At 73.2% G+C, this 18,542-nt stretch carries 16 protein-coding genes, 1 tRNA gene and 2 pseudogenes; 8 read left to right on the top strand and 11 right to left on the bottom strand.

Annotated elements, in window-relative coordinates:
• The 5 genes and pseudogenes from ACOJUF_RS23080 to ACOJUF_RS23060 form a co-directional block, all read right to left on the bottom strand.
• Positions 1 to 526 (bottom strand): annotated as a pseudogene (locus tag ACOJUF_RS23080) (ABC transporter permease); the annotation flags it as partial.
• Between the two features lie 65 nt (positions 527 to 591).
• Positions 592 to 1,596: an ATP-binding cassette domain-containing protein gene (locus ACOJUF_RS23075; protein WP_420124155.1), complete on the bottom strand. Its 1,005-nt coding sequence runs from the start codon at positions 1,594 to 1,596 to the stop codon at positions 592 to 594.
• Positions 1,593 to 2,312, bottom strand: a complete 720-nt coding sequence (locus ACOJUF_RS23070) for a TetR family transcriptional regulator (RefSeq protein WP_420124154.1) — start codon at positions 2,310 to 2,312, stop codon at positions 1,593 to 1,595. The genes ACOJUF_RS23075 and ACOJUF_RS23070 overlap by 4 nt, the downstream gene beginning before the upstream one ends.
• 69 nt (positions 2,313 to 2,381) lie before the next feature.
• On the bottom strand, positions 2,382 to 2,867 hold the full coding sequence (locus tag ACOJUF_RS23065) for a hypothetical protein (RefSeq protein WP_420124153.1): 486 nt from the start codon (positions 2,865 to 2,867) through the stop codon (positions 2,382 to 2,384).
• Positions 2,868 to 2,877: 10 nt separating this feature from the next.
• Complete coding sequence (locus tag ACOJUF_RS23060; protein WP_420124152.1) at positions 2,878 to 3,903, bottom strand: Gfo/Idh/MocA family protein; 1,026 nt, start codon at positions 3,901 to 3,903, stop codon at positions 2,878 to 2,880.
• Between the two features lie 85 nt (positions 3,904 to 3,988).
• Here ACOJUF_RS23060 and ACOJUF_RS23055 point away from each other — a divergent pair, with 85 nt between their 5' ends.
• Both ACOJUF_RS23055 and ACOJUF_RS23050 read left to right on the top strand, forming a co-directional pair.
• Positions 3,989 to 4,588, top strand: a complete 600-nt coding sequence (locus ACOJUF_RS23055; RefSeq protein ID WP_420124151.1) for an RNA polymerase sigma factor — start codon at positions 3,989 to 3,991, stop codon at positions 4,586 to 4,588.
• Positions 4,585 to 5,217, top strand: coding sequence for a methylated-DNA--[protein]-cysteine S-methyltransferase (locus ACOJUF_RS23050; RefSeq protein WP_420124150.1), 633 nt, complete (start codon positions 4,585 to 4,587; stop codon positions 5,215 to 5,217). The genes ACOJUF_RS23055 and ACOJUF_RS23050 overlap by 4 nt, the downstream gene beginning before the upstream one ends.
• On the opposite strand, the gene ACOJUF_RS23045 is transcribed toward ACOJUF_RS23050, so the two are convergent.
• Positions 5,183 to 6,112, bottom strand: coding sequence for an aldose 1-epimerase family protein (locus tag ACOJUF_RS23045; protein WP_420124149.1), 930 nt, complete (start codon positions 6,110 to 6,112; stop codon positions 5,183 to 5,185). The genes ACOJUF_RS23050 and ACOJUF_RS23045 overlap by 35 nt on opposite strands.
• 17 nt (positions 6,113 to 6,129) lie before the next feature.
• A complete protein-coding gene (locus tag ACOJUF_RS23040) occupies positions 6,130 to 6,405 on the bottom strand; it encodes a hypothetical protein (protein ID WP_420124148.1) in 276 nt (91 codons plus the stop codon).
• A 673-nt stretch (positions 6,406 to 7,078) separates the two neighbouring features.
• Between ACOJUF_RS23040 and ACOJUF_RS23035 the strand changes: the two genes are divergently transcribed.
• The 5 genes from ACOJUF_RS23035 (at position 7,079) to ACOJUF_RS23015 (ending at position 12,167) form a co-directional block, all read left to right on the top strand.
• Positions 7,079 to 8,395: a bifunctional o-acetylhomoserine/o-acetylserine sulfhydrylase gene (locus ACOJUF_RS23035; protein ID WP_420124147.1), complete on the top strand. Its 1,317-nt coding sequence runs from the start codon at positions 7,079 to 7,081 to the stop codon at positions 8,393 to 8,395.
• 20 nt (positions 8,396 to 8,415) lie between these two features.
• A complete protein-coding gene (gene metX / locus ACOJUF_RS23030; RefSeq protein WP_420124146.1) occupies positions 8,416 to 9,525 on the top strand; it encodes a homoserine O-acetyltransferase MetX in 1,110 nt (369 codons plus the stop codon).
• A 207-nt stretch (positions 9,526 to 9,732) separates the two neighbouring features.
• Positions 9,733 to 11,019, top strand: coding sequence for a phosphopyruvate hydratase (gene eno / locus ACOJUF_RS23025; protein ID WP_420124145.1), 1,287 nt, complete (start codon positions 9,733 to 9,735; stop codon positions 11,017 to 11,019).
• A gap of 264 nt (positions 11,020 to 11,283) precedes the next feature.
• Complete coding sequence (locus ACOJUF_RS23020) at positions 11,284 to 11,655, top strand: FtsB family cell division protein (RefSeq protein ID WP_420124144.1); 372 nt, start codon at positions 11,284 to 11,286, stop codon at positions 11,653 to 11,655.
• On the top strand, positions 11,625 to 12,167 hold the full coding sequence (locus tag ACOJUF_RS23015) for a DUF501 domain-containing protein (protein WP_420124143.1): 543 nt from the start codon (positions 11,625 to 11,627) through the stop codon (positions 12,165 to 12,167). Before ACOJUF_RS23020 ends, ACOJUF_RS23015 begins: the two co-directional genes overlap by 31 nt.
• Here the strand turns inward: ACOJUF_RS23015 and ACOJUF_RS23010 are convergent.
• The gene (locus ACOJUF_RS23010; RefSeq protein ID WP_420124142.1) at positions 12,148 to 13,827 is read right to left on the bottom strand and encodes an acyl-CoA dehydrogenase family protein; all 1,680 of its coding nucleotides are present in this window, start codon (positions 13,825 to 13,827) and stop codon (positions 12,148 to 12,150) included. The genes ACOJUF_RS23015 and ACOJUF_RS23010 overlap by 20 nt on opposite strands.
• A gap of 415 nt (positions 13,828 to 14,242) precedes the next feature.
• On the opposite strand from ACOJUF_RS23010, the gene ACOJUF_RS23005 reads away from it, so the two are divergent.
• A complete protein-coding gene (locus tag ACOJUF_RS23005) occupies positions 14,243 to 15,217 on the top strand; it encodes an exopolyphosphatase (protein ID WP_420124141.1) in 975 nt (324 codons plus the stop codon).
• A gap of 53 nt (positions 15,218 to 15,270) precedes the next feature.
• Here the strand turns inward: ACOJUF_RS23005 and ACOJUF_RS23000 are convergent.
• The 3 genes and pseudogenes from ACOJUF_RS23000 to ACOJUF_RS22990 form a co-directional block, all read right to left on the bottom strand.
• A tRNA-Leu gene (locus ACOJUF_RS23000) sits at positions 15,271 to 15,344 on the bottom strand.
• Between the two features lie 78 nt (positions 15,345 to 15,422).
• Positions 15,423 to 16,640, bottom strand: a complete 1,218-nt coding sequence (locus ACOJUF_RS22995) for a polysaccharide pyruvyl transferase family protein (RefSeq protein ID WP_420124140.1) — start codon at positions 16,638 to 16,640, stop codon at positions 15,423 to 15,425.
• A 32-nt stretch (positions 16,641 to 16,672) separates the two neighbouring features.
• A pseudogene (locus tag ACOJUF_RS22990) lies at positions 16,673 to 18,542 on the bottom strand (hypothetical protein); the annotation flags it as partial.

Here is an 18,542-nt window from a genome sequence, read left to right as displayed (position 1 = left end):
CGATCGACCCGATCGCGTCCTGCCCGTTGGCCAGACCGGCGGCGGCCGCCAGCACGCCGATCACCAGGCTGGCACCGGCCGCGACCGCCACCGCGGCGGCCAGCGGGGCGGCCCGGCCGACGACCGATGAGGCGATCAGCTCGGTGCGCCCGCTCTCCTCATCGGCCCGGGTCCGCCGGATCACGGTGAACACCGCCATCAGGGCGACCAGGGAGGTGCCGACCGCGGTCACCCGCCAGGCCGAGATGGCGCCCACCGAAGTGCCGGAGATCGGGCCGGTGATGGCCAGGAAGGCCGGATTGACGGCGATGCTCCGGGCCAGGGCGGCGCGCTCGGCCTCGTCGGGGTAGAGCGCGGCGATGGCCGAGAACGTCGACGCCGCCACCAGCCCGATGCCCAGCACCCAGGCCAGCAGCGGGATCCGCTCGCGCCGCAGGGCCAGGCGGATCAACGTGCCGGTACCGGCCAGCCGGTCGTGCGGGCCGCCGGCGCGGGCGGAGCCGGTGGTGGTCGCGGTGATGGTCATGGTTCCGGTGGCGGTGCTCCCCGGCCCGCCGCTCCGGCCGGACCCGGCCCCGTCCCGTGATCCGGTCATCGCCGCACCGCCGTCCGACCGGCGGCCGGGCCCGCGCCGTCCGGGGTGCGTTCCGGGGCGCCGTCCGGGGCGCCGTCCGCGGTCCCGGCCGCCGTCGGGTCCAGGCGGTCCCCGTAGTGCCGCAGGAACAGCTCCTCCAGGGTGGGCGGCGACGCGGAGATGGTGCGTACCCCGCCCGCGACCAGGGCGGCGAGCACGCCGTCCAGGGCGGCGGCGTCCACGTCGAGCTTGATCCGGTGGTCCTCGACGACCGCGTCGTGCACCCCGGGCAGGACGGCGAGCCCGTCCGGCACGGCATCGACCTCGGCGGCGATCGCCGTCCGGGTCAGGTGTCGCAGCTGGGCCAGCGTCCCGGTCTCCACCACCCGACCCGAGCGGATGATGCTGACCCGGTCGCACAGGGCCTCGACCTCGGACAGGATGTGGCTGGACAGCAGGACCGTCCGGCCCCGGTCCTTCTCGGAGTTCACGCAGTCCTGGAAGACGGCCTCCATCAGGGGGTCCAGACCGGTCGTCGGCTCGTCCAGGACCAGCAGCTCGACGTCAGAGGCGAAGGCGGCCACGATCGCCACCTTCTGCCGGTTGCCCTTGGAGTAGGCGCGACCCTTCTTGCGCGGATCCAGTTCGAAGCGCTCGATCAGCTCGTCCCGGCGCCGGGTGTCGATGCCGCCGCGGAGCCGGGCCAGCAGGTCGATGGTCTCGCCGCCGGACAGGTTGGGCCACAGGTTGACGTCCCCCGGCACGTAGGCCAGCCGGCGGTGCAGCTGCACCGCGTCGATCCAGGCGTCGGCCCCCAGCACGGTCGAGGTGCCGGCGTCCGCGCGCAACTGGCCGAGCAGCACCCGGATCGCCGTCGACTTGCCCGCCCCGTTCGGCCCGAGGAACCCGTGGACCTCGCCGGCCGACACCGACAGGTCGAGCCCGTCCAGGGCGCGGACGGAGCCGAAGGTCTTCACCACGCCGTCCATCCGGATGGCGGGCCGATCGGTGGGAACGGTCATGATCGCTGCCTCGATTCTGCGGTCGCGGGGTCGGTCGCGGGGTCAGTCGTCGGGTCGGGCGCCGGGTCGGGCGCCGGCCGGCGGGCGCGGAAGGCGTCCAGGTAGTCACTGGTGCGGTACAGGCCGTGCGTGAACAACTCCAGGGCCGGTACGCCGTAGCGGTCGGTGATGGCGGCCAGGTCCAGGTCGTCGGGCCGGGCCCCGTTGGCGGGGGGCAGGGCGTAACGGGCCAGCTGGTACGTGCCGAGCTTGAAGATCACCAGCAGCTCCGCCCGCACCCGTTCGTCGTCGGTCGGGCGGGCGACGCCGCCGGCGACGGCGGCCCGCAGGTAACGCTCGGTGTCGTCGACGAGCCGGTCCCACAGGCGCTGCGCGAACTCGCCGCCGTCGCCGATCGTCCGGACGACGTACGGCGTCAGCGGCGCCAGGTGGGGGGCCGCGTTGATCAGGTCCAGGGTGTCGCCGACGCCGAGGTTCTCGGCCGCCTGCCGGCTCAGCTCGTCGATCAGGCCGGTGACGTGCGCGTCGCACGCCTCTCGCAGCCCGTCCTTGGACCCGAAGTGGTGGATCACCAGCGCCGCGGAGACGCCGGCGTCGGTGGCGATGGCCCGGACCGTGGCCGCCCGCCATCCGTGGCGACCGATGTAGACGATCGCGGAGTCCCGGATCCGCGCACGGGCGGTCAGGTCGGCGGCCGGCGAGTGGACTGAACTCACGAACAGAATACTAAACGCGTGTTCAGTCAGGGGCAAGAGTGACCCCTGGCCCAGCCGCGGGGTCGAGCGTTATCGGGCGAAGTGGGCGCGCAACAACCGCTGGAAGATCCAGCCGGGCGGGATCAGGTAGAGCGCCAGGACCCAGTCCCAGCCGCCGACGATCAGCGCGGCGACGACCAGGGCGACCATCAGGCCGCTGGCCATGAGCAGGATCAGTCCGCCGCGGCGGCGCAGGATCTCGACGGCACCAGCGACGAACGCCAGGCAGACCAGCACCATGACGGCACTACCCACGAGCAGGGCGTTCTGCACCGACCCGAACTCGTCGGAGACGGCCCGGATTGCGGAGCAGGACTCCGGAAGGTAGGCGATGTCGGGCGTCAGGTCGCAGTCGGCCAGCCCGACCAGGTCGAGCAGCAGACCACCCCAGCGGCCGCCGATACGGTCGATCGCCAGGGCCAGAAGAGCCAGAGCGAACGCGGCCTGCCCGGCGATGAATGCGCAGAGCGCGGCGAGCGCGCACAGCTTGTACCGGGTCCGTGACGCGATGTTCACATTCGCGGACCTACTCGCCGGGGTAGCGGACGCCGACCTGCCGGCGGATCTCGTCGACGGTCTCCAGGATGCGGACCGTCTCGTCCAGGGGCAGCAGGGGCGACTCGGTCGCGCCGTCGGCGATCAGCTGGGCCACGTGGGCGGCCTCGAAACACAGTCCGAGATGCCCGGCGACCGGATCGGGCTCGCGGACGGCCCGGCCGTCCGCGGTGGTCAGGATCATCGACGCGGGCGCGTAGAACGGCCCGGTGATCTCGACGGAGCCGGCCGTGCCGGAGACGGACGCCGTCGTCGGGGTGGCGGCCAGCAGGGTGGTGTTCAGGCACGCCTGCGCCGTCCCCGTGCTCAGCGTCATCGAGACCTGCGCGTCCACCCCGGTGGCGGTCCGGGATCCGGTGGCCACCACCGAATCCGGGGCGCCGAGCACGAACGAGGCGAACGAGATCGGGTAGATGCCCAGGTCGAGCAGGGCCCCACCGGCCAGCTCCGGGGCGAACAGCCGGCTCTGCGGGTCGGGCGCGAAGTGCTGGCCGTGGTCGGCCAGCACGGTGGTCACCTCGCCCAGCACCCCGTCGGCCAGCAGCCGGGCCAGGACGTCGGTCTGCGTCAGGAAGCGCGTCCACATGGCCTCGACGGCCAGGACGCCGGCGGCCCGGGCGGCCGCCACCAGGTGCCGGGCCTGCGCCGCGTTCCGCGTGAACGCCTTCTCCACCAGCACGTGCTTGCCGGCGGCGACGGCCAGTCCGGCCTGGGCGGCGTGCTCGCTGTGCGGTGACGCGACGTAGACCACGTCCACCGCCGGGTCGTCCACCAGCTCCTGGTACGACCCGACGGCCCGGTCGATGCCGTGCTCCGCGGCGAACGCGGACGCGCGATCGAGCGAGCGCGAGCCGACCGCCACCACCCGCTGGCGGGTGTACCGGGAGACCGCGGTGACGAAGGCCGCGGCGATCCGGCCGGGCGCCAGCACCCCCCAGCGCAGCGGCGGGGCGTCCAGCGGGTTCGGGGTACGGGCCGGCGGAAACACGGGCGTCATGCGCGGAATGGTGCCACGGCGGGCGCGGGCAGACTGACCCGCATGCGGCACCTCACGTTCCCGGTGCCCGGGGCGTCGACCTGACGTGGCCCGGGCACCGTTCGAACGCATCGTGACCGAGCACGGTCCCACCGTGCTGCGGGTGTGCCGGGCCCTGCTGCGGCCCGCGGACGCCCAGGACGCGTGGGCCGAGACCTTCCTGGCCGCGCTGCGCGCCTACCCCCAGTTGCCGGTCGAGGCCAACGTGGCCGCCTGGCTGACCACGATCGCCCACCGCAAGGCGATCGACGTGCTCCGCGGGCAGGCCCGTCGCGCCGTGCCGCTGGCCGATCTGCCCGATGGGCGCTCGACGCTCGGGCTGCCCGCCGAGCCCGACGACGAGCTGTGGGCGGCGGTGCGGGCGTTGCCCGAGCGGCAGCGGCACGCGGTCGTCCATCACCACGTGGCCGGGCTGCCGTACCGGGAGGTCGCCGCGATCGTCGGTGGCACCCCCGAGGCCGCCCGCCGCGCCGCGGCCGACGGCATCGGTTCCCTGCGCCGCACCCTGTCCGGACCGGCGCCGGCCACCCACCGAGCCGGACCTTCGACCGGCCCGCCGGCCGGCCCGGAAGGGGACGGCCGGGTCGACCCTGGCGCCGACGGCCGAAGCGACGGCCGAACCGACCGCGAAGGAGCCCGCCGATGAGTCCGGCCCACGTGAGCGACCTCGAGGCGGTCCTGGCCGCCGTCGGCCCGGCCGACCGCGCGGCGGCGGGGCGGCTGCACGATCGGCTGGTCGCCGCCGCCCACCGTCAGGACCTGCTCGACGTCTCCTACCGGACGCTGGATTCCCCGCTCGGGCCGCTGCTGCTGGCGGCCACCCCGGTGGGCCTGGTCCGCATCGCCTTCTCCGGGCAGGACCACGAGCGCGTCCTGGACGATCTCGCCGAGCGGGTCGGACCCCGGATCCTGGCCGATCCGCGGCCGCTGGAGGCCGTGGCCAGGGAGCTCGACGAGTACTTCGCCGGTCGCCGCCGCGCCTTCGACCTGCCGCTGGACCACCGGTTGACCACCGGTTTCCGGGCCGACGTCCTGGCCCAACTGCCCCGGATCGGTTACGGCACGACCGCCAGCTACGCGCAGGTCGCGCCGGCGGCGGGCCACCCGCGGGCGGTGCGGGCGGTCGGTTCGGCCTGCGGGGCCAATCCGCTGCCGATCGTGGTGCCGTGCCACCGGGTGGTCCGCTCCGATGGCACGCCCGGTGGATACGCCGGCGGTCCCGAGGCGAAGCGGCGGCTGCTCACGCTGGAGGCCGGGACGGGTCGATCGGGCTGATGGTGAGCGCGAACGTGTGCTCGCCACCGGGCGGCAGGGTGATCAGGTCGGTGCCGGAATTGAACGCGTCCGGCGGGCAGGTCATCGGCTCCACCGCCAGCGACTGGCGGGTCATCGCCGGGTTGTGCTCGTCGGGGATGCACAGCTGCAGCCACCGGGCGCCCCGGTCCCAGCTCATCGCCACCCCCCGGCCGCCCGGTCCGAGCAGGCGCAGCGCGACGGTCCCGTCGGCGCCGAAATCCAGGTCGGTCAGCGCGTGGTCGATCGCCACGCCGCGCAACGACGTGGGGGAGCGGAAGTCGTACCCGGCCGGCCCGACCGGCGCCAGGGCCACCGGCAGCAGCTGGTCCGGGTCGACGGTGAGGTAGGTCGAGGCCGGCACCTGCACCGTCCAGTCGTCGACCGTGCCGGTGCCGGCGACCAGGTACGGGTGGAACGAAGCACCGTAGGGCGCGGCGGCCGCGCCGGCATTGGTCGCGGTCAGGGTGAACGTCAGACCCGCGTCGGACAGCGCGTAGTGCGCCCGGAGGTCGAGGGCGAACGGGTAGCCCCGCTGCGGCCAGAGCCGATGGGTGAGCGTGACGGACTCGGCGTCGCGGTCGGCCACCTGCCAGGGGGCGAAGCAGACCAGACCGTGCAGGGCGGTGAGCCGTTCCGGCTCGGTCAGCGGCACCTGGTAGTCACGGCCGGCCCACCGGTACCGGCCACCGGCCAGCCGGTTGGGCCAGGGGGCCAGTACGGCGCCCTGGTAGGCGTGCGGCAGGTCGTGCCGGCCGAAGCCGGCGACCAGCGGCCGGCCCTGCCAGCTCAACTCGCGCAGGGTGGCGCCGACCTCGGTGACGATGGCGGTGAAGCCGCGGCCGTGCAGAACGACCTGGGTGCCGGTGGGGATCACCGGACCAGGATGACGGATCAGTGGACTCCGGCGACGGGGGCGCGACGATGTCGGGCGACCGGCGTCTGCGGGGTCACCACGCGGGACAGGTGCGCGGGGGCCGAGCGACGCGGGCTCGGCGCGAGGACGTCGGCCGCCGACAGCACGAGATCGGTCACCCGGCGCCGTCCCTTGCGCAGCGAGCGGACCTGCTCCTTGTGGACGACCTGGTCGCCCAGATAGAGGACCGCCCAGAGGCGTCCGTCGAGGTCCCGCTCCACCTGCCCGACGTACGCCGGCTCCTGACCGCTCACCTCGACTCCGTTCCCCTGCCCTCGATCCGCGGGACCGACCGCCGCTCGCGCACGGTCCCGATTCCGGCCGGGCCGCTCATCCGCCCGGCCACCCACGCGGCCCCGGCATGAGCGTCCGGCGCTCCTGGCCATCACCGGCCCGAGCGTCGGGGACCTCGGTGACCCGAAGGCCACCAGCTCCCCAACACCGGGTGAAGTTCTCTGTTCGGCCCTGCTTGTTCGTCCTTTTGGCCTACAACCAGTGTCATCGCTGTGTCTCTCCGATGCCATGGTCCGATCGTTTGGTCCCTTTCGGCGAAGTGTTACAGGCAGTGGTGGGAATCTGCCTCGAAAGTGAATCTTGCGTGACGAACGGGTTGCCGGCATGTCGAGGCGATTGGTCCTCGACGATGCGACAACACCCGGACCCTCGTCAGGGGCGCGGCTCGATCGTGCGCCGGGCGGGCGGGGCCCGCCCCGCCCGGCGGTCCCCACCGGGGCCTAGACTCGCCCGGCAAGAGGCGGCGCGCCGCGAGAACGCAGCGCGTCCGGATCGGGCGAGGGAGTGCCGGCGTGCCGCGATGTAGCCACTGAGGGTGCCGTTCCGGCGCGGCCCCGGCAGGGCCGCCCGTCACCGTGTGCACCCACGAGCTTCCACCCAGTGACCCCCGATCACCCGACATCAGGAGATCCCATGTCCGCCGAATGGTCCTTCGACACGCGACAGATCCACGCCGGCCAGACCCCCGACCCGACCACCAAGGCCCGGGCGCTGCCGATCTACCAGACCACGTCCTACGCGTTCGACTCCTCCGAGCACGGCCGCAAGCTGTTCGCCCTGGAAGAGCTGGGCAACATTTACACACGGATCATGAACCCGACCCAGGCCGTGGTCGAGGACCGGATCAACTCCCTCGAAGGCGGCGTCGGTGCGCTGCTGGTGGCCTCCGGTCAGTCGGCCGAGACGCTGGCGATCCTGACCCTGGCCGAGGCCGGGGACCAGATCGTGGCCTCGCCGCGGCTCTACGGCGGGACCTACAACCTGTTCCACTACACGCTGCCCAAGCTGGGCATCACCGTCGACTTCGTCGCCGACCCGGACGACCCCGAGTCGTGGCGGGCCGCGGCCAGGCCGAACACCAAGGCCTTCTACGGCGAATCGATCTCCAACCCCGCCCTCGACGTGCTGGACTTCGCCGCGGTGTCCGCGGTGGCGCACGAGGTCGGCGTGCCGCTGATCGTCGACAACACGGTTCCGTCGCCGTACCTGATCCGCCCGATCGAGCACGGCGCGGACATCGTCGTGCACTCGGCGACCAAGTACCTCGGCGGCCATGGCACCGCCATCGGCGGCGTCATCGTCGACTCCGGCAAGTTCGACTGGGTCGGCCACGCCGATCGCTTCGGAAACTTCAACACCCCGGACCCGAGCTACAACAACCTGACCTGGGGCGTCGACCTCGGCCCGGACGGGCTGTTCAAGACCAACGTGGCGTTCATCTTCAAGGCCCGGCTGCAGGGGCTGCGCGACATCGGGCCGGCGATCAGCCCGTTCAACGCCTTCCTGATCTCCCAGGGCATCGAGACGCTGTCCCTGCGGGTCCAGCGGCACAACGACAACGCCGGCCGGGTGGCCGAGTTCCTCGCCGGGCGCGACGAGGTCGAGTCGGTGTCGTACCCGGGTCTGGCCTCCAGCCCGTGGCACCACCTGCAGCAGAAGTACGCGCCACTGGGTGGCGGCCCGATCGTCACCTTCGAGATCAAGGGCGGGGTGCAGGCGGGTCAGACGTTCACCGACGCGCTGGAGCTGTTCACCAACCTGGCCAACATCGGCGACGTGCGGTCCCTGGTCATCCATCCGGCCTCGACCACGCACGCCCAGCTGGCCCCGGCCGAGCAACTGACCACCGGCGTGACCCCGGGTCTGATCCGGCTCGCCGTCGGGATCGAGCACATCGACGACATCCTGGCCGACCTGGAGGCCGGGTTCCGGGCCGCGAAGGGGCAGTGACCGCCCTGCCGGGATCGCCGGTGGGGACCGACGCCCGGGCCGATCCACGTCGGTACCTCGACGTCGGACAGTTGGTGACCGAGTCCGGCGGGCGCCTGGACTCGGTCACCCTGGCCTACGAGAGCTGGGGCACCCTCGACGCGGCCGGGGACAACGCGGTGCTGGTGCTGCACGCCCTGACCGGCGACGCGCACGTGGTCGGCCCGGCCGGGCCGCACCAGCCCACCCCGGGCTGGTGGGACGGCCTCATCGGCCCCGGCGCCCCGGTGGACACCGACCGGTACTTCGCCGTCGCGGCGAACGTCCTGGGTGGCTGCCGGGGGTCGACCGGCCCGTCGTCGATCGCGCCGGACGGCCGGCCCTACGGCTCGCGGTTCCCCCGCCTCACGATCCGGGACCAGGTCGCGGCCGAGGCCGCCCTGGCCGACGCGCTGGGCATCCGCCGCTTCGCCGCGGTGGTCGGCGGGTCGATGGGCGGCATGCGCGCGCTGGAATGGGCGGTGACCCATCCGGGGCGGGTCGACCGGTGCCTGGCCCTGGCCACCTGCGCGTCCTTCAGTGCCGACCAGATCGCCTGGGGCGCGGCTCAACTCGCCGCGATCCGGTCCGATCCGGAGTTTCGCGGCGGCGACTACTACGGCGGGCCGGCCCCGCTGGCCGGCATGGCGATCGCGCGGCAGATCGCGCACACGACGTACCGCTCGGCGTTGGAGCTGAACACCCGGTTCGGCCGGTCCCCCCAGGGGTCGGAGGATCCGCTGCGCGGGGGCCGGTTCGCCGTCGAGTCCTACCTGCAGCATCACGGCGACAAGCTGGCCGGCCGGTTCGACCCGAATTCCTACCTGGTGCTGACCGAGGCCATGCATTCGCACGACATCGGTCGGGGCCGCGGCGGCGTGGCCGCCGCCCTGGGCCGGATCACCGCGGCCCTGACTGTGTCGGTGGTCGACTCGGACCGGCTGTTCCTGCCGGTCCAGGGCGAGCTGATCGCGACGGCGCCGACCGCACGGCCGCTGGTCGTGATGCACAGCGACTACGGCCACGACGGGTTCCTCATCGAGGCCGATGCGATCGCGGCCGTGGTCCGGGGGGCCCTGGACGGGCCGGCCGGGCCGGGACCAAGGTCCTGACTTCGTGCCGCCGGCGGCCGCGGGCCGACCGCCCACCTGCGACGACGGCGCCCCGGCCGGCAGGGTCCGGCCGGCCGGGGTGAGTCCGACGCGACCGCGTCGGCGTTCGCCTCTAGGCTTGACGCGGCTCGGGTCCTGACGGCACAGCCGTCGCCGACCCGGACCGGATCACAGACTTCCGTATCCGCAAGCGAAGGGATGTGCCCAGTGGCGGCCATCGAACTCATCGGTGCACGCGAGATTCTCGATTCCCGGGGTAACCCCACCGTCGAGGTGGAGGTCGCGCTCGACGACGGGTCGCTGGCCCGCGCGGCGGTCCCCTCCGGCGCGTCGACCGGCGAGCACGAGGCCGTCGAGCTGCGGGACGGCGACTCGGCCCGCTACCTCGGCAAGGGCGTGCTCAAGGCTGTCGACGCCGTCCTGGAGGAGATCGGCCCGGCCCTGATCGGCTACGACGCGATCGAGCAGCGGGTCATCGACCAGAAGCTGATCGACCTGGACGGCACCCCGGACAAGGGCCGGATCGGCGCCAACGCGATCCTGGGCGTCTCGCTCGCGGTGGCCAAGGCCGCGGCCGAGTCGGCCGAGCTGGAGCTCTTCCGGTACATCGGCGGGCCGAACGCGCACATCCTGCCCGTCCCGATGATGAACATCGTCAACGGCGGCGCGCACGCCGACAGCGGCGTCGACGTCCAGGAGTTCATGATCGCGCCGATCGGCGCGCCGACCTTCCGCGAGTCCCTGCGCTGGGGCGCCGAGGTCTACCACTCGCTCAAGTCCGTGCTGAAGAAGGCCGGTTTCTCCACCGCCCTGGGCGACGAGGGCGGCTTCGCGCCGGCCGCGTCCTCCAGCAAGGCCGCCCTGGACCTGATCTCCGAGGCGATCACCAAGGCCGGCTTCGGGTTCGGCACCGACGTGGTGCTGGCCATGGACGTGGCGGCGACCGAGTTCCACAACGACGGCGTCTACACCTACGAGGGTCAGAGCCGGACCTCGGACGAGATGATCGCCATCTACACCGATCTGATCGCCAACTACCCGATCGTCTCCATCGAGGACCCGCTGTCCGAGGACGACTGGGACGGCTGGATCTCCATGACCACCCAGCTCGGCAGCAAGCTCCAGATCGTCGGCGACGACCTGTTCGTCACCAACCCGGAGCGGCTGGAGGACGGCATCGCCCGCGGCGCCGCGAACGCGCTGCTGGTCAAGGTCAACCAGATCGGCACCCTGTCCGAGACGCTGGACGCGGTCACGCTGGCGCACAACGCCGGCTACCGCTGCATGATGAGCCACCGGTCCGGCGAGACCGAGGACGTCACCATCGCCGACCTGGCCGTGGCCACCGGCTGCGGGCAGATCAAGACCGGCGCCCCGGCGCGGTCCGAGCGCGTGGCCAAGTACAACCAGCTGCTGCGCATCGAGGAGAACCTCGGTGACGCGGCGCGGTACCTCGGCGAGCTCGCCTTCCCGCGATACTCTGCCGGTTCCTGAGGCCGGTGACATCGCCGGTTCCCGACCGGAGGAATCGGCGATCGAATGAGTGACACCCCGCAGCGTCCCCCGGGTGCCGGCCCCCGCGGGAGCGCAAGCCGGTCGGCCGCCGCGGGGAGCAAGAGCCGGTCCGGCCGTGCCCGCACCGGCACGTCCCGGCCGTCGGGCCCGCGGCCCGGCACCGCGCCGGCGTCGGCGGCGCCAGGCACCACGCGCCGGTCGACCCGCAGCTGGCGGGCCCCGGTCCTGCCCGGCCGCAGTCTGATGCCCCAGTCGGCCCTGGCCCGCCAGGTGGCCGTTCTCGGCCTGGTGCTGTGCGCGGTCGCGCTGTCGGTGGCCTTCCCGCTGCGCAACTACCTGGAGCAGCGCGCCGATCTGGCCGCCGCGGTGGCCTCCCAGCAGGATCTCGAGCAGCAGCGGGCCGATCTGCAGGCCCGCAAGGACGCCCTGCTGGACAACGACTACGTGGCCGCCGAGGCGCGGCGCCGGCTGCAGTACGTCTCGCCCGGCGACGTGGTGTTCGTGGTGCACGCCCCGCCGCTGGCCGCCGCCGACGACGGGTCGGCGGTCGTCCCCGCCGCGACCGGACCCTGGTACGGCGGGCTGTGGGACACGCTGACCGAGGAGGGGCAGTAGCGCTGCACATCGCGCCGGCGACGGACGACGACGTCGCCGCGTTGACGCGCGAACTGGGCCGGCCGCCGCGGGGGCTGCTGGGCGTCGCCTACCGCTGCGACCACGGGGTGCCCGCGGTGGTGCAGACGGCCCCGCGACTGCCCGACGGCACCCCCTTCCCGACCCTGTTCTACCTGTGCTGCTCCGTGCTGAACTCGGCGATCGGCCGGATGGAGGCCGGCGGGGTGATGCGGGAGATGACCGAGGAGCTCGCCGCCGACCCGGAGCTGGCGGCCGCCTACCGGGCCGCGCACGAGCAGTACCTGGCGCTGCGCAACTCGATCGACGATCTCGGCATCGCCGTCACCGCCGGGGGCATGCCCGACCGGGTCAAGTGCCTGCACGTACTGGTGGCCCACTCGCTGGCGGTCGGTCGCGGCGTGAACCCGTTGGGCGACCGGGCGGTGGACATGCTGGCCGACTACGTCCGCGGCGCCGCCCCGTGCGCCCGGCTCAGCCCGCGACCGGCGTGATCGCCGCCACGATCGCGCGCGTCGGGTAGCCCGCCGGCAGCTCCCCGAAGACCCGGTCGCCGATCCCGTCCAGCCGGGTCGCGCAGTACAGGTCCGCGACCGGCGGCGGGGCCTGCCGGATCAGCAGGCTCGCGGCCAGGGTGCGGGCGATCAGCGAGCACAGGCCGCGGGCCGCGGCCGGGTCCGGATCCGACCGCAGGCGGCCCGTCAAGGTCCGGACGGCGGCGTCCATCGCCGGGTGGGCCCCGGCCGTGGTGGACAGCTCGGCCAGCAGCGCCTCGGCGCTGTGCGGGCTGCGGGCCAGGGCCCGCACCGCGTCCAGCGCGGTCACCGTGCCCGTGCCCTCCCAGATGCCGTTGAGCGGGGACTCGCGCAGCAGCCGGGCCATCGGGAACGTCTCCAGGTAGCCGTTGCCACCGAAGCACTCCAGCGCCTCGGCCAGCACCGGCACCGCCCGCTTGCAGATCCAGAACTTGGCCGCCGGCAGCGCGAGCCGCAGCAGGGCCGCAGCCGGGTCGGGGTCCACCCCGGTCTGCGGCGCGGTCCCGCGCACGGTGGCGTCGACCAGGTCGGCCAGCCGCAGCGCGGTCACCGTGGCCGCCCACGACTCGACCGTCAGGTCGGCCAGCACGGCGGCCATCGGCTCGTGGTCGGCCAGGGTCCGGCCGAAGGCCTGCCGGCGGGCCGCGTAGAACGCGGCCTGGGACAGGCCCGCCCGCATCTGCCCGGCGGATCCGACGACGCAGTCCAGCCGGGTCATCGTCACCATCTCCAGGATGGTGGCCACGCCCCGGCCCTCCGGGCCGAGCCGCCGGCCCAGCGCGCCGTCGTACTCGAGTTCGGCCGAGGCGTTGGACCGGTTGCCGAGCTTGTCCTTGAGCCGCACCAGGGCGATCGCGTTCCCGGAGCCGTCCGGCCGGACCCGGGGCACCACGAAACAGGTGAGGCCGCCCGGCGCCTGCGCGAGCGTCAGGAACACGTCGTTCATCGGGGCCGAGGTGAACCACTTGTGGCCGGTCAGCCGGTACTCGCCACCGCCACTGCCACTGCCCGCCGACCCGGCCGGCACCGCGACCGTGCCGATCGCCCGGACGTCGGAGCCGCCCTGCTTCTCGGTCATCGACATCCCGGCCAGCAGGCCGGCCTTGGTCGCGGCCGGCCGCCGGTCGACGTCGTAACTGCGCGAGCGCAGCCCCGGCTCCAGCTCGGCGGAGAGCACCGGGTCGTGCCGCAGGGCCGGCACCGCGGCGTAGGTCATCGAGAGCGGGCACATCGGGCCCGCGTCGGTCTGCGTCCACAGGTAGAAGCCGGCGGCCCGGTGCAGGTGCGCGTGCGGCCCCGCTGCCGGCGCCCACGGCGCGGCCTGCAGCCCGGCCGCGACCCCGCGGCCCAGCAGCGCGTGCCACGAGGGGTGGTACTCGACCTCGTCGATCCGATGACCGGCCCGGTCGTGCGTGTGCAGCACCGGCGGGTGGGCGTCGGCCAGCCGGGCGTGCTCCAGCCACTGCGCCGACCCGGCGTCCACGGCCAGCGCGCGCAGCACGGGGGTCGGCCCGGTGCCGGCGGCGGCCAGCCCGGCGGCCAGGGCGGGGTCGGCCGCGGCGGCGTCGAACCCGACCAGCGGGGCCACGGTGTTGGTCACGGCGTGGGTGGGCGGCACCCGACCAGTTCTACCCTCCGGCCCGGTGGTCCGACCCGCTCCGGGGGTCCGGGCCGCGCCGAGAAGGCCGCGCCGCGCCCGCGGCGGTCCGGCGCCGACTCGCCTCATCCGCACGCTCGGCCGGGCCCGGAAGCCGCGGATCAGGCGAGTCGATCGATCCGGGCGGGGGTGGCGGGCGGTCACGGATGGGTGGCCGGGCTGGGGGCGTCCGATGTTCCGCGGGTAGGCCGGGGGTGCGGCTGGGTGGGGTGCCGGGGTGTGGGTGCGGATGGTCTGCCGGGCCGGGCATCCGATGGTGTGCCGGTGCCGGTGCCGGTGCCGGTGCGGGTGCGGGTGCGGGGAGCGGGGTGCGGCGGCCGGAGCGCGCGCGAGCTGCGGGTAGCGTCCGGTCCGTGACGACGACGGTGGGAGCGGCATGACGGGGGAACGGAGCCTGCGGGTCGCCGGCATCGACTGCGGCACCAATTCGATCCGGCTGCTCGTCGCCGACGTGGCCCGGGAGCCCGACGGCCGGCTCCGGCTGACCGACGTGCACCGCGAGATGCGGGTCGTGCGCCTCGGGCAGGGCGTCGACGCCACCGGCCGGATCTCCGAGCACGCCCTGGACCGCACCTGGCGCGCACTGGCCGATTACGCCGCGGTCATCACCGCCTCGGGCGCGGTCCGCACCCGGATGGTCGCCACCTCGGCGACCCGGGACGCGCAGAACCGGGCCGACTTCGTCGACATGGTCCGCTCCACCCTGGGGCAGGACCCGGAAGTGATCACCGGCCGGGAGGAGGCCGAGCTGTCCTTCGCCGGTGCGGTCGGCGACCTCGACCCCTCGACCGGGCCGTTCCTGGTCGTGGACATCGGCGGTGGGTCGACCGAGCTGGTCGTCGGCGAGCGCGACGGCGCCGTGAACCGGATCGCCGGCGGGATCAGCCTGGACATCGGCTGCGTGCGGATCACCGAGCGGATCCTGCGTGGCGACCCGCCGACCACCGCCGAGCGCGATGAGGCCGCCCGCTGGGCCCGGCAGATCCTGGCCGACGGTCTCGACCGGCTGCCGGTCGAGCGCGTCCGCCGGCTGGTGCCGGTGTCCGGCACCGCGACCACCGTCGCCGCGGCCGCGCTGCGGCTGCCGACCTACGACCCGGCCCGGATCCACCTGGCGCAGATCCCGGTGGATCGGGTCCACGCCGTCGCGCAGACGATGCTGGGCGCCACCCGGGCCCACCGCGCCGCGCTGGGTTACATGCACCCGGGCCGGGTGGACGTCATCGGCGGCGGAGCGCTCATCCTGTCCACGATGGTCGACCTGGTGGCCCGCCGGGTCCGGGGTCCACTGGAGACGGTGACCGTGTCCGAACACGACATCCTGGACGGTATCGCGCTGTCCCTGGGCTGATCCGGCGCCCGGTGGCGAAGCCCACCGCCGGGTCCGGACACCGCAGGGGAGCGTGCCCCCGGTGGGACTCGAACCCACACTGTGACCATTTTAAGTGGCCTGCCTCTGCCGATTGGGCTACGGGGGCCGTGCCGAACCAGGGTAGGGACAGGGTAAAGGTCGGCTCGCCGGGGCCGCATCGGCCGCGGCCGGTCGGGGAAGGGGGTCACCCCTGTCCGGACGGCCCGGCCAGGGCGAACTCGGCGTCCTGCGACGCGGGCGACCCACCCGCGACCCACCGCCGGGCGCGGTCGAAGTCCGCGCGCGCCCGGGTCCGCAGCTCCGCGGTGACCTGCTCCACCCGGCCGGCCACCGCCACCCGCTCGCGGACCAGGTCGACGAGCTGCCCGGCCAGGGCGTCGGCGTCGAAGGGAGAGTTGATGTCCAGGCTCCACCGCTGCATCCGCAGCATCGCGGCCAGTTCGCCCACCTTCTGGTCGTACACCAGGGCGAACGAGGGCACGCCCAGGATCGAGGCGAGCACGATCGCGTGCAGGCGCTCGGACAGGACGACGTCGCAGTCGCGGATCACGGCGGCGACGTCGCCGGGGGTGCGCAGGTCGTGCCGGACGACCGGGATGCCGGGGATGCGGCCGGCGAACTCGGCCAGGACCTCGGCGTCGTCGTGGGACTTGAAACCGGTCTGCATCGGCAGGGTGTGCAGCTCGATCGGCTGTTGCGCGTGCAGAACGGTCAAGGCGTGCGCGAGCCCGGTCAGGAACGACTCCCAGTTCGCCGGGTTCTCCACGTCGAAGTTCAGGTTGAGCGCCACCCGCACCGGGGCCGCCGGGCGGGAGACCGGATCGGCCGGCGGACTCACGGCCGCCGCCTCCTCCAGCAGGGCCGCCGCATCGAGCGAGAACACCGCGTCGGTGGCCGCCCGGGCCGGCACCCCGATCTCGCGGCACAGCTCCAGCGACCGGCGGTCGCGCACCGACAGCTCGTCGACCTGACGCAGGATCAGCCGGGCGATCCGCCGCCCGCCCGGTGAGCGGATGGGCCCGACCCCGACGTTGAGCATCGCGATCGGCTTGCGGGCGATCTGCCTCGTGAAGGTGACGATGGCCAGGATCATCAGCATCGTGGAGTAGCGGTGCCGGCCGGTGCTCGCGTAGAGCTCCTTGATGATCGAGCCGCCGCCGAAGCACAGCACGTCGGCGGTGCGCAGCGCACGCAGGAGCCGCGCTCGCTCGGTCGCGGTGTCGATGACGGTCACGGTGAACCGGTCGGCCAGCTGGGCCCGGGTGAAGGCCGGGTCGTAGCTGTTGACCACGTACCGGTGCTCGGCGCCGAGCTGGGTCAGGAACGTCTCGAGCAGCAGCTCGTCGCCGATGTTGTACTGGCCGTGGGTGCCGAGGAAGACGATGCGTCGTGGTGCGGCCATGGTGGCTCCTTCGCGGTGGGTCGGATGGCAGGTCAGGACTCGTGGCGGGGCGGCGGATCCGGGCCGGCGGGCGGGGGATCCGGGCCGGCGGGCGGCGGATCCGGTCCGTCACCGGGCGGGTCGTCGCCGGGCGGGTCGTCGCCGGGCGGGTCGGGGTCGACCGGGGCCAGCCGCGCGCGCCAGCGCACCAGCAGCCCGGACAGGACGAGCAGGGCCAGGGTCAGCCCGACCCCCAGCCACTTGGAGCCCAGGACCCCGCTCTCCGGCGGCTCCAGGTCCTGCACGTCGGCGGCGGCCAGGTTCAGCAACTCGTCCTGGGTCAGGTCGGCGTGCGCCGGGTTGGCGGCCGGGTCGACGTAGCCGTCCTTGTCGCCGGAGCTCTTCGTCCGTTCCGAACAGCCGAGGGTGTTCGGGTCGGTGATCGGGGTGATGTTCGCCGGCAGGCTCAGCGACTGGTACTCGTCCTCCGGGATGAGCACCATGCCCTCGAACAGCATGGGGTTCGTGTCGAGCTTGTCGATGGCGAAGGTCGCGGTGCCGGCCTTGGCGTCGACCACGCCGAGGTCCTGGAACGAGTAGCCGGAGTTCACCGGGACCAGTTCGTCGGGGATCTTGGCCTCGAGCTCCTCGACGGTCATCCCGGACGTGTCCACCGGCACCCGGTCCGGGTTGTAGACCTGGTCGGTGGGGAAGAGCTTGACGTTCTGCGGCGGCGAGCGCAGTTCCACGGTCCGGTCGTAGCCCAACGACGGGGACGTGATGTGCAGCCGGTTGATCGTGTCCGCCGTGCGCATCAGCACGCGGTAGCGGCCCGGCTCGGTGATCTTCACCGGGACGCTGATCTCGGTGGCCCGGGGCAGGCCGATGAAGGAGCCCTTCAGCGTCCCGAACACCCCGGGCGTGATCATCCCGGTGCGGTTCCACTTGGTGATGGAGAACAGCAGGAACGCCCGGAACATCGGGGAGAGGTAGTAGTTCGACGCCACCACGTCGGGATTGAAGGCGAACATGCGTGAGTCGGGCCCGGAGAACGCCTCCGGATGCTGCATCAGGTACAGGTCAAGCGCCGAGGTGTGCTGGTCGTCGGTGAGCAGGATGGTCTGCCCGTCGCCGGTGATCCGGTCGACGTCCGCGTACGGGGTGTACTCGAAGGAGTAGCAGCGGCTCAGGTCACGCCGGTTGAAGATCAGATCGAGGTAGCTCTGCCAGCTGGAGTCCACCCACAGCACCTGCCGGTCCGGCGGGGGCTGGTCGACGATCTCGTACAGGGCGTAGCTGTCGTTGCTCATCCGCAGCTGGACCTCGGGGTTCAGCCGGGCCAGGGCCGGTTCGACGTAGCTCTCGACGTTGGGCAGGTACTCGGCCCCGACGCCGTTGTTGGAGTGGATCTTGCGGTTGACCACGACGTACCGCACGCCGATGTCCCGGGCGATGTTGAGCCACCAGTCCTGCTGGTAGTACAGGCCGCGCAGGATGAGGAAGAACTCGAACTTGTTCTTCACGTCGCCGGTCAGCCCGTAGTAGTAGCTGGGTTTGTCCAGGTAGTAGATGAAGAACTTGTCGATGAACTTGTGGTCGACCCCGTTGCTGTCGGCGACCAGCTTGGCCGTCTCGGTCGGCGGCAGGACGACGGTCTTGCCGGGCGGCAGCTCGTTCAGCGTCTGCTTGACCTGTTTGAGGTCGTCCAGCGGGAACGGCGCGAGGAAGCCGGCCATGTTCCCCGACGAGAACACCTGCCGGTAGACGTCGTTCGACAGGAACGGGGTGAAGAACACCGCGCCCACGCAGGCGGTGGCCAGCAGCTTGACCACCCAGTCGCCACGTACCAGCCGCGCGGCGACCCGGGACACCGCCCCGGGCCGGCGGGGGACGGGCTCGGGCCGCCCGTTCGACGGGGGCGGG

Origin of the sequence: Nakamurella sp. (assembly GCF_048594475.1) — a bacterium.
Classification (GTDB): Bacteria; Actinomycetota; Actinomycetes; order Mycobacteriales; family Nakamurellaceae; genus Nakamurella.
The sequence above is the reverse complement of the archived record's forward strand: the minus strand, read 5'-3'. Positions and strand labels throughout refer to the sequence as shown.

Excerpts from the sequence above, each read along its gene's own strand:
- ACOJUF_RS23005 (WP_420124141.1), top strand. The coding sequence starts at position 14,243 with ATGACGGGGGAACGGAGCCTGCGGGTCGCCGGCATCGACTGCGGCACC.
- ACOJUF_RS23075 (WP_420124155.1), bottom strand. The coding sequence starts at position 1,596 with ATGACCGTTCCCACCGATCGGCCCGCCATCCGGATGGACGGCGTGGTG.
- ACOJUF_RS23020 (WP_420124144.1), top strand. The coding sequence starts at position 11,284 with ATGCCCCAGTCGGCCCTGGCCCGCCAGGTGGCCGTTCTCGGCCTGGTG.
- ACOJUF_RS23050 (WP_420124150.1), top strand. The coding sequence starts at position 4,585 with ATGAGTCCGGCCCACGTGAGCGACCTCGAGGCGGTCCTGGCCGCCGTC.
- ACOJUF_RS23035 (WP_420124147.1), top strand. The coding sequence starts at position 7,079 with ATGTCCGCCGAATGGTCCTTCGACACGCGACAGATCCACGCCGGCCAG.
- ACOJUF_RS22995 (WP_420124140.1), bottom strand. The coding sequence starts at position 16,640 with ATGGCCGCACCACGACGCATCGTCTTCCTCGGCACCCACGGCCAGTAC.
- ACOJUF_RS23060 (WP_420124152.1), bottom strand. The coding sequence starts at position 3,903 with ATGACGCCCGTGTTTCCGCCGGCCCGTACCCCGAACCCGCTGGACGCC.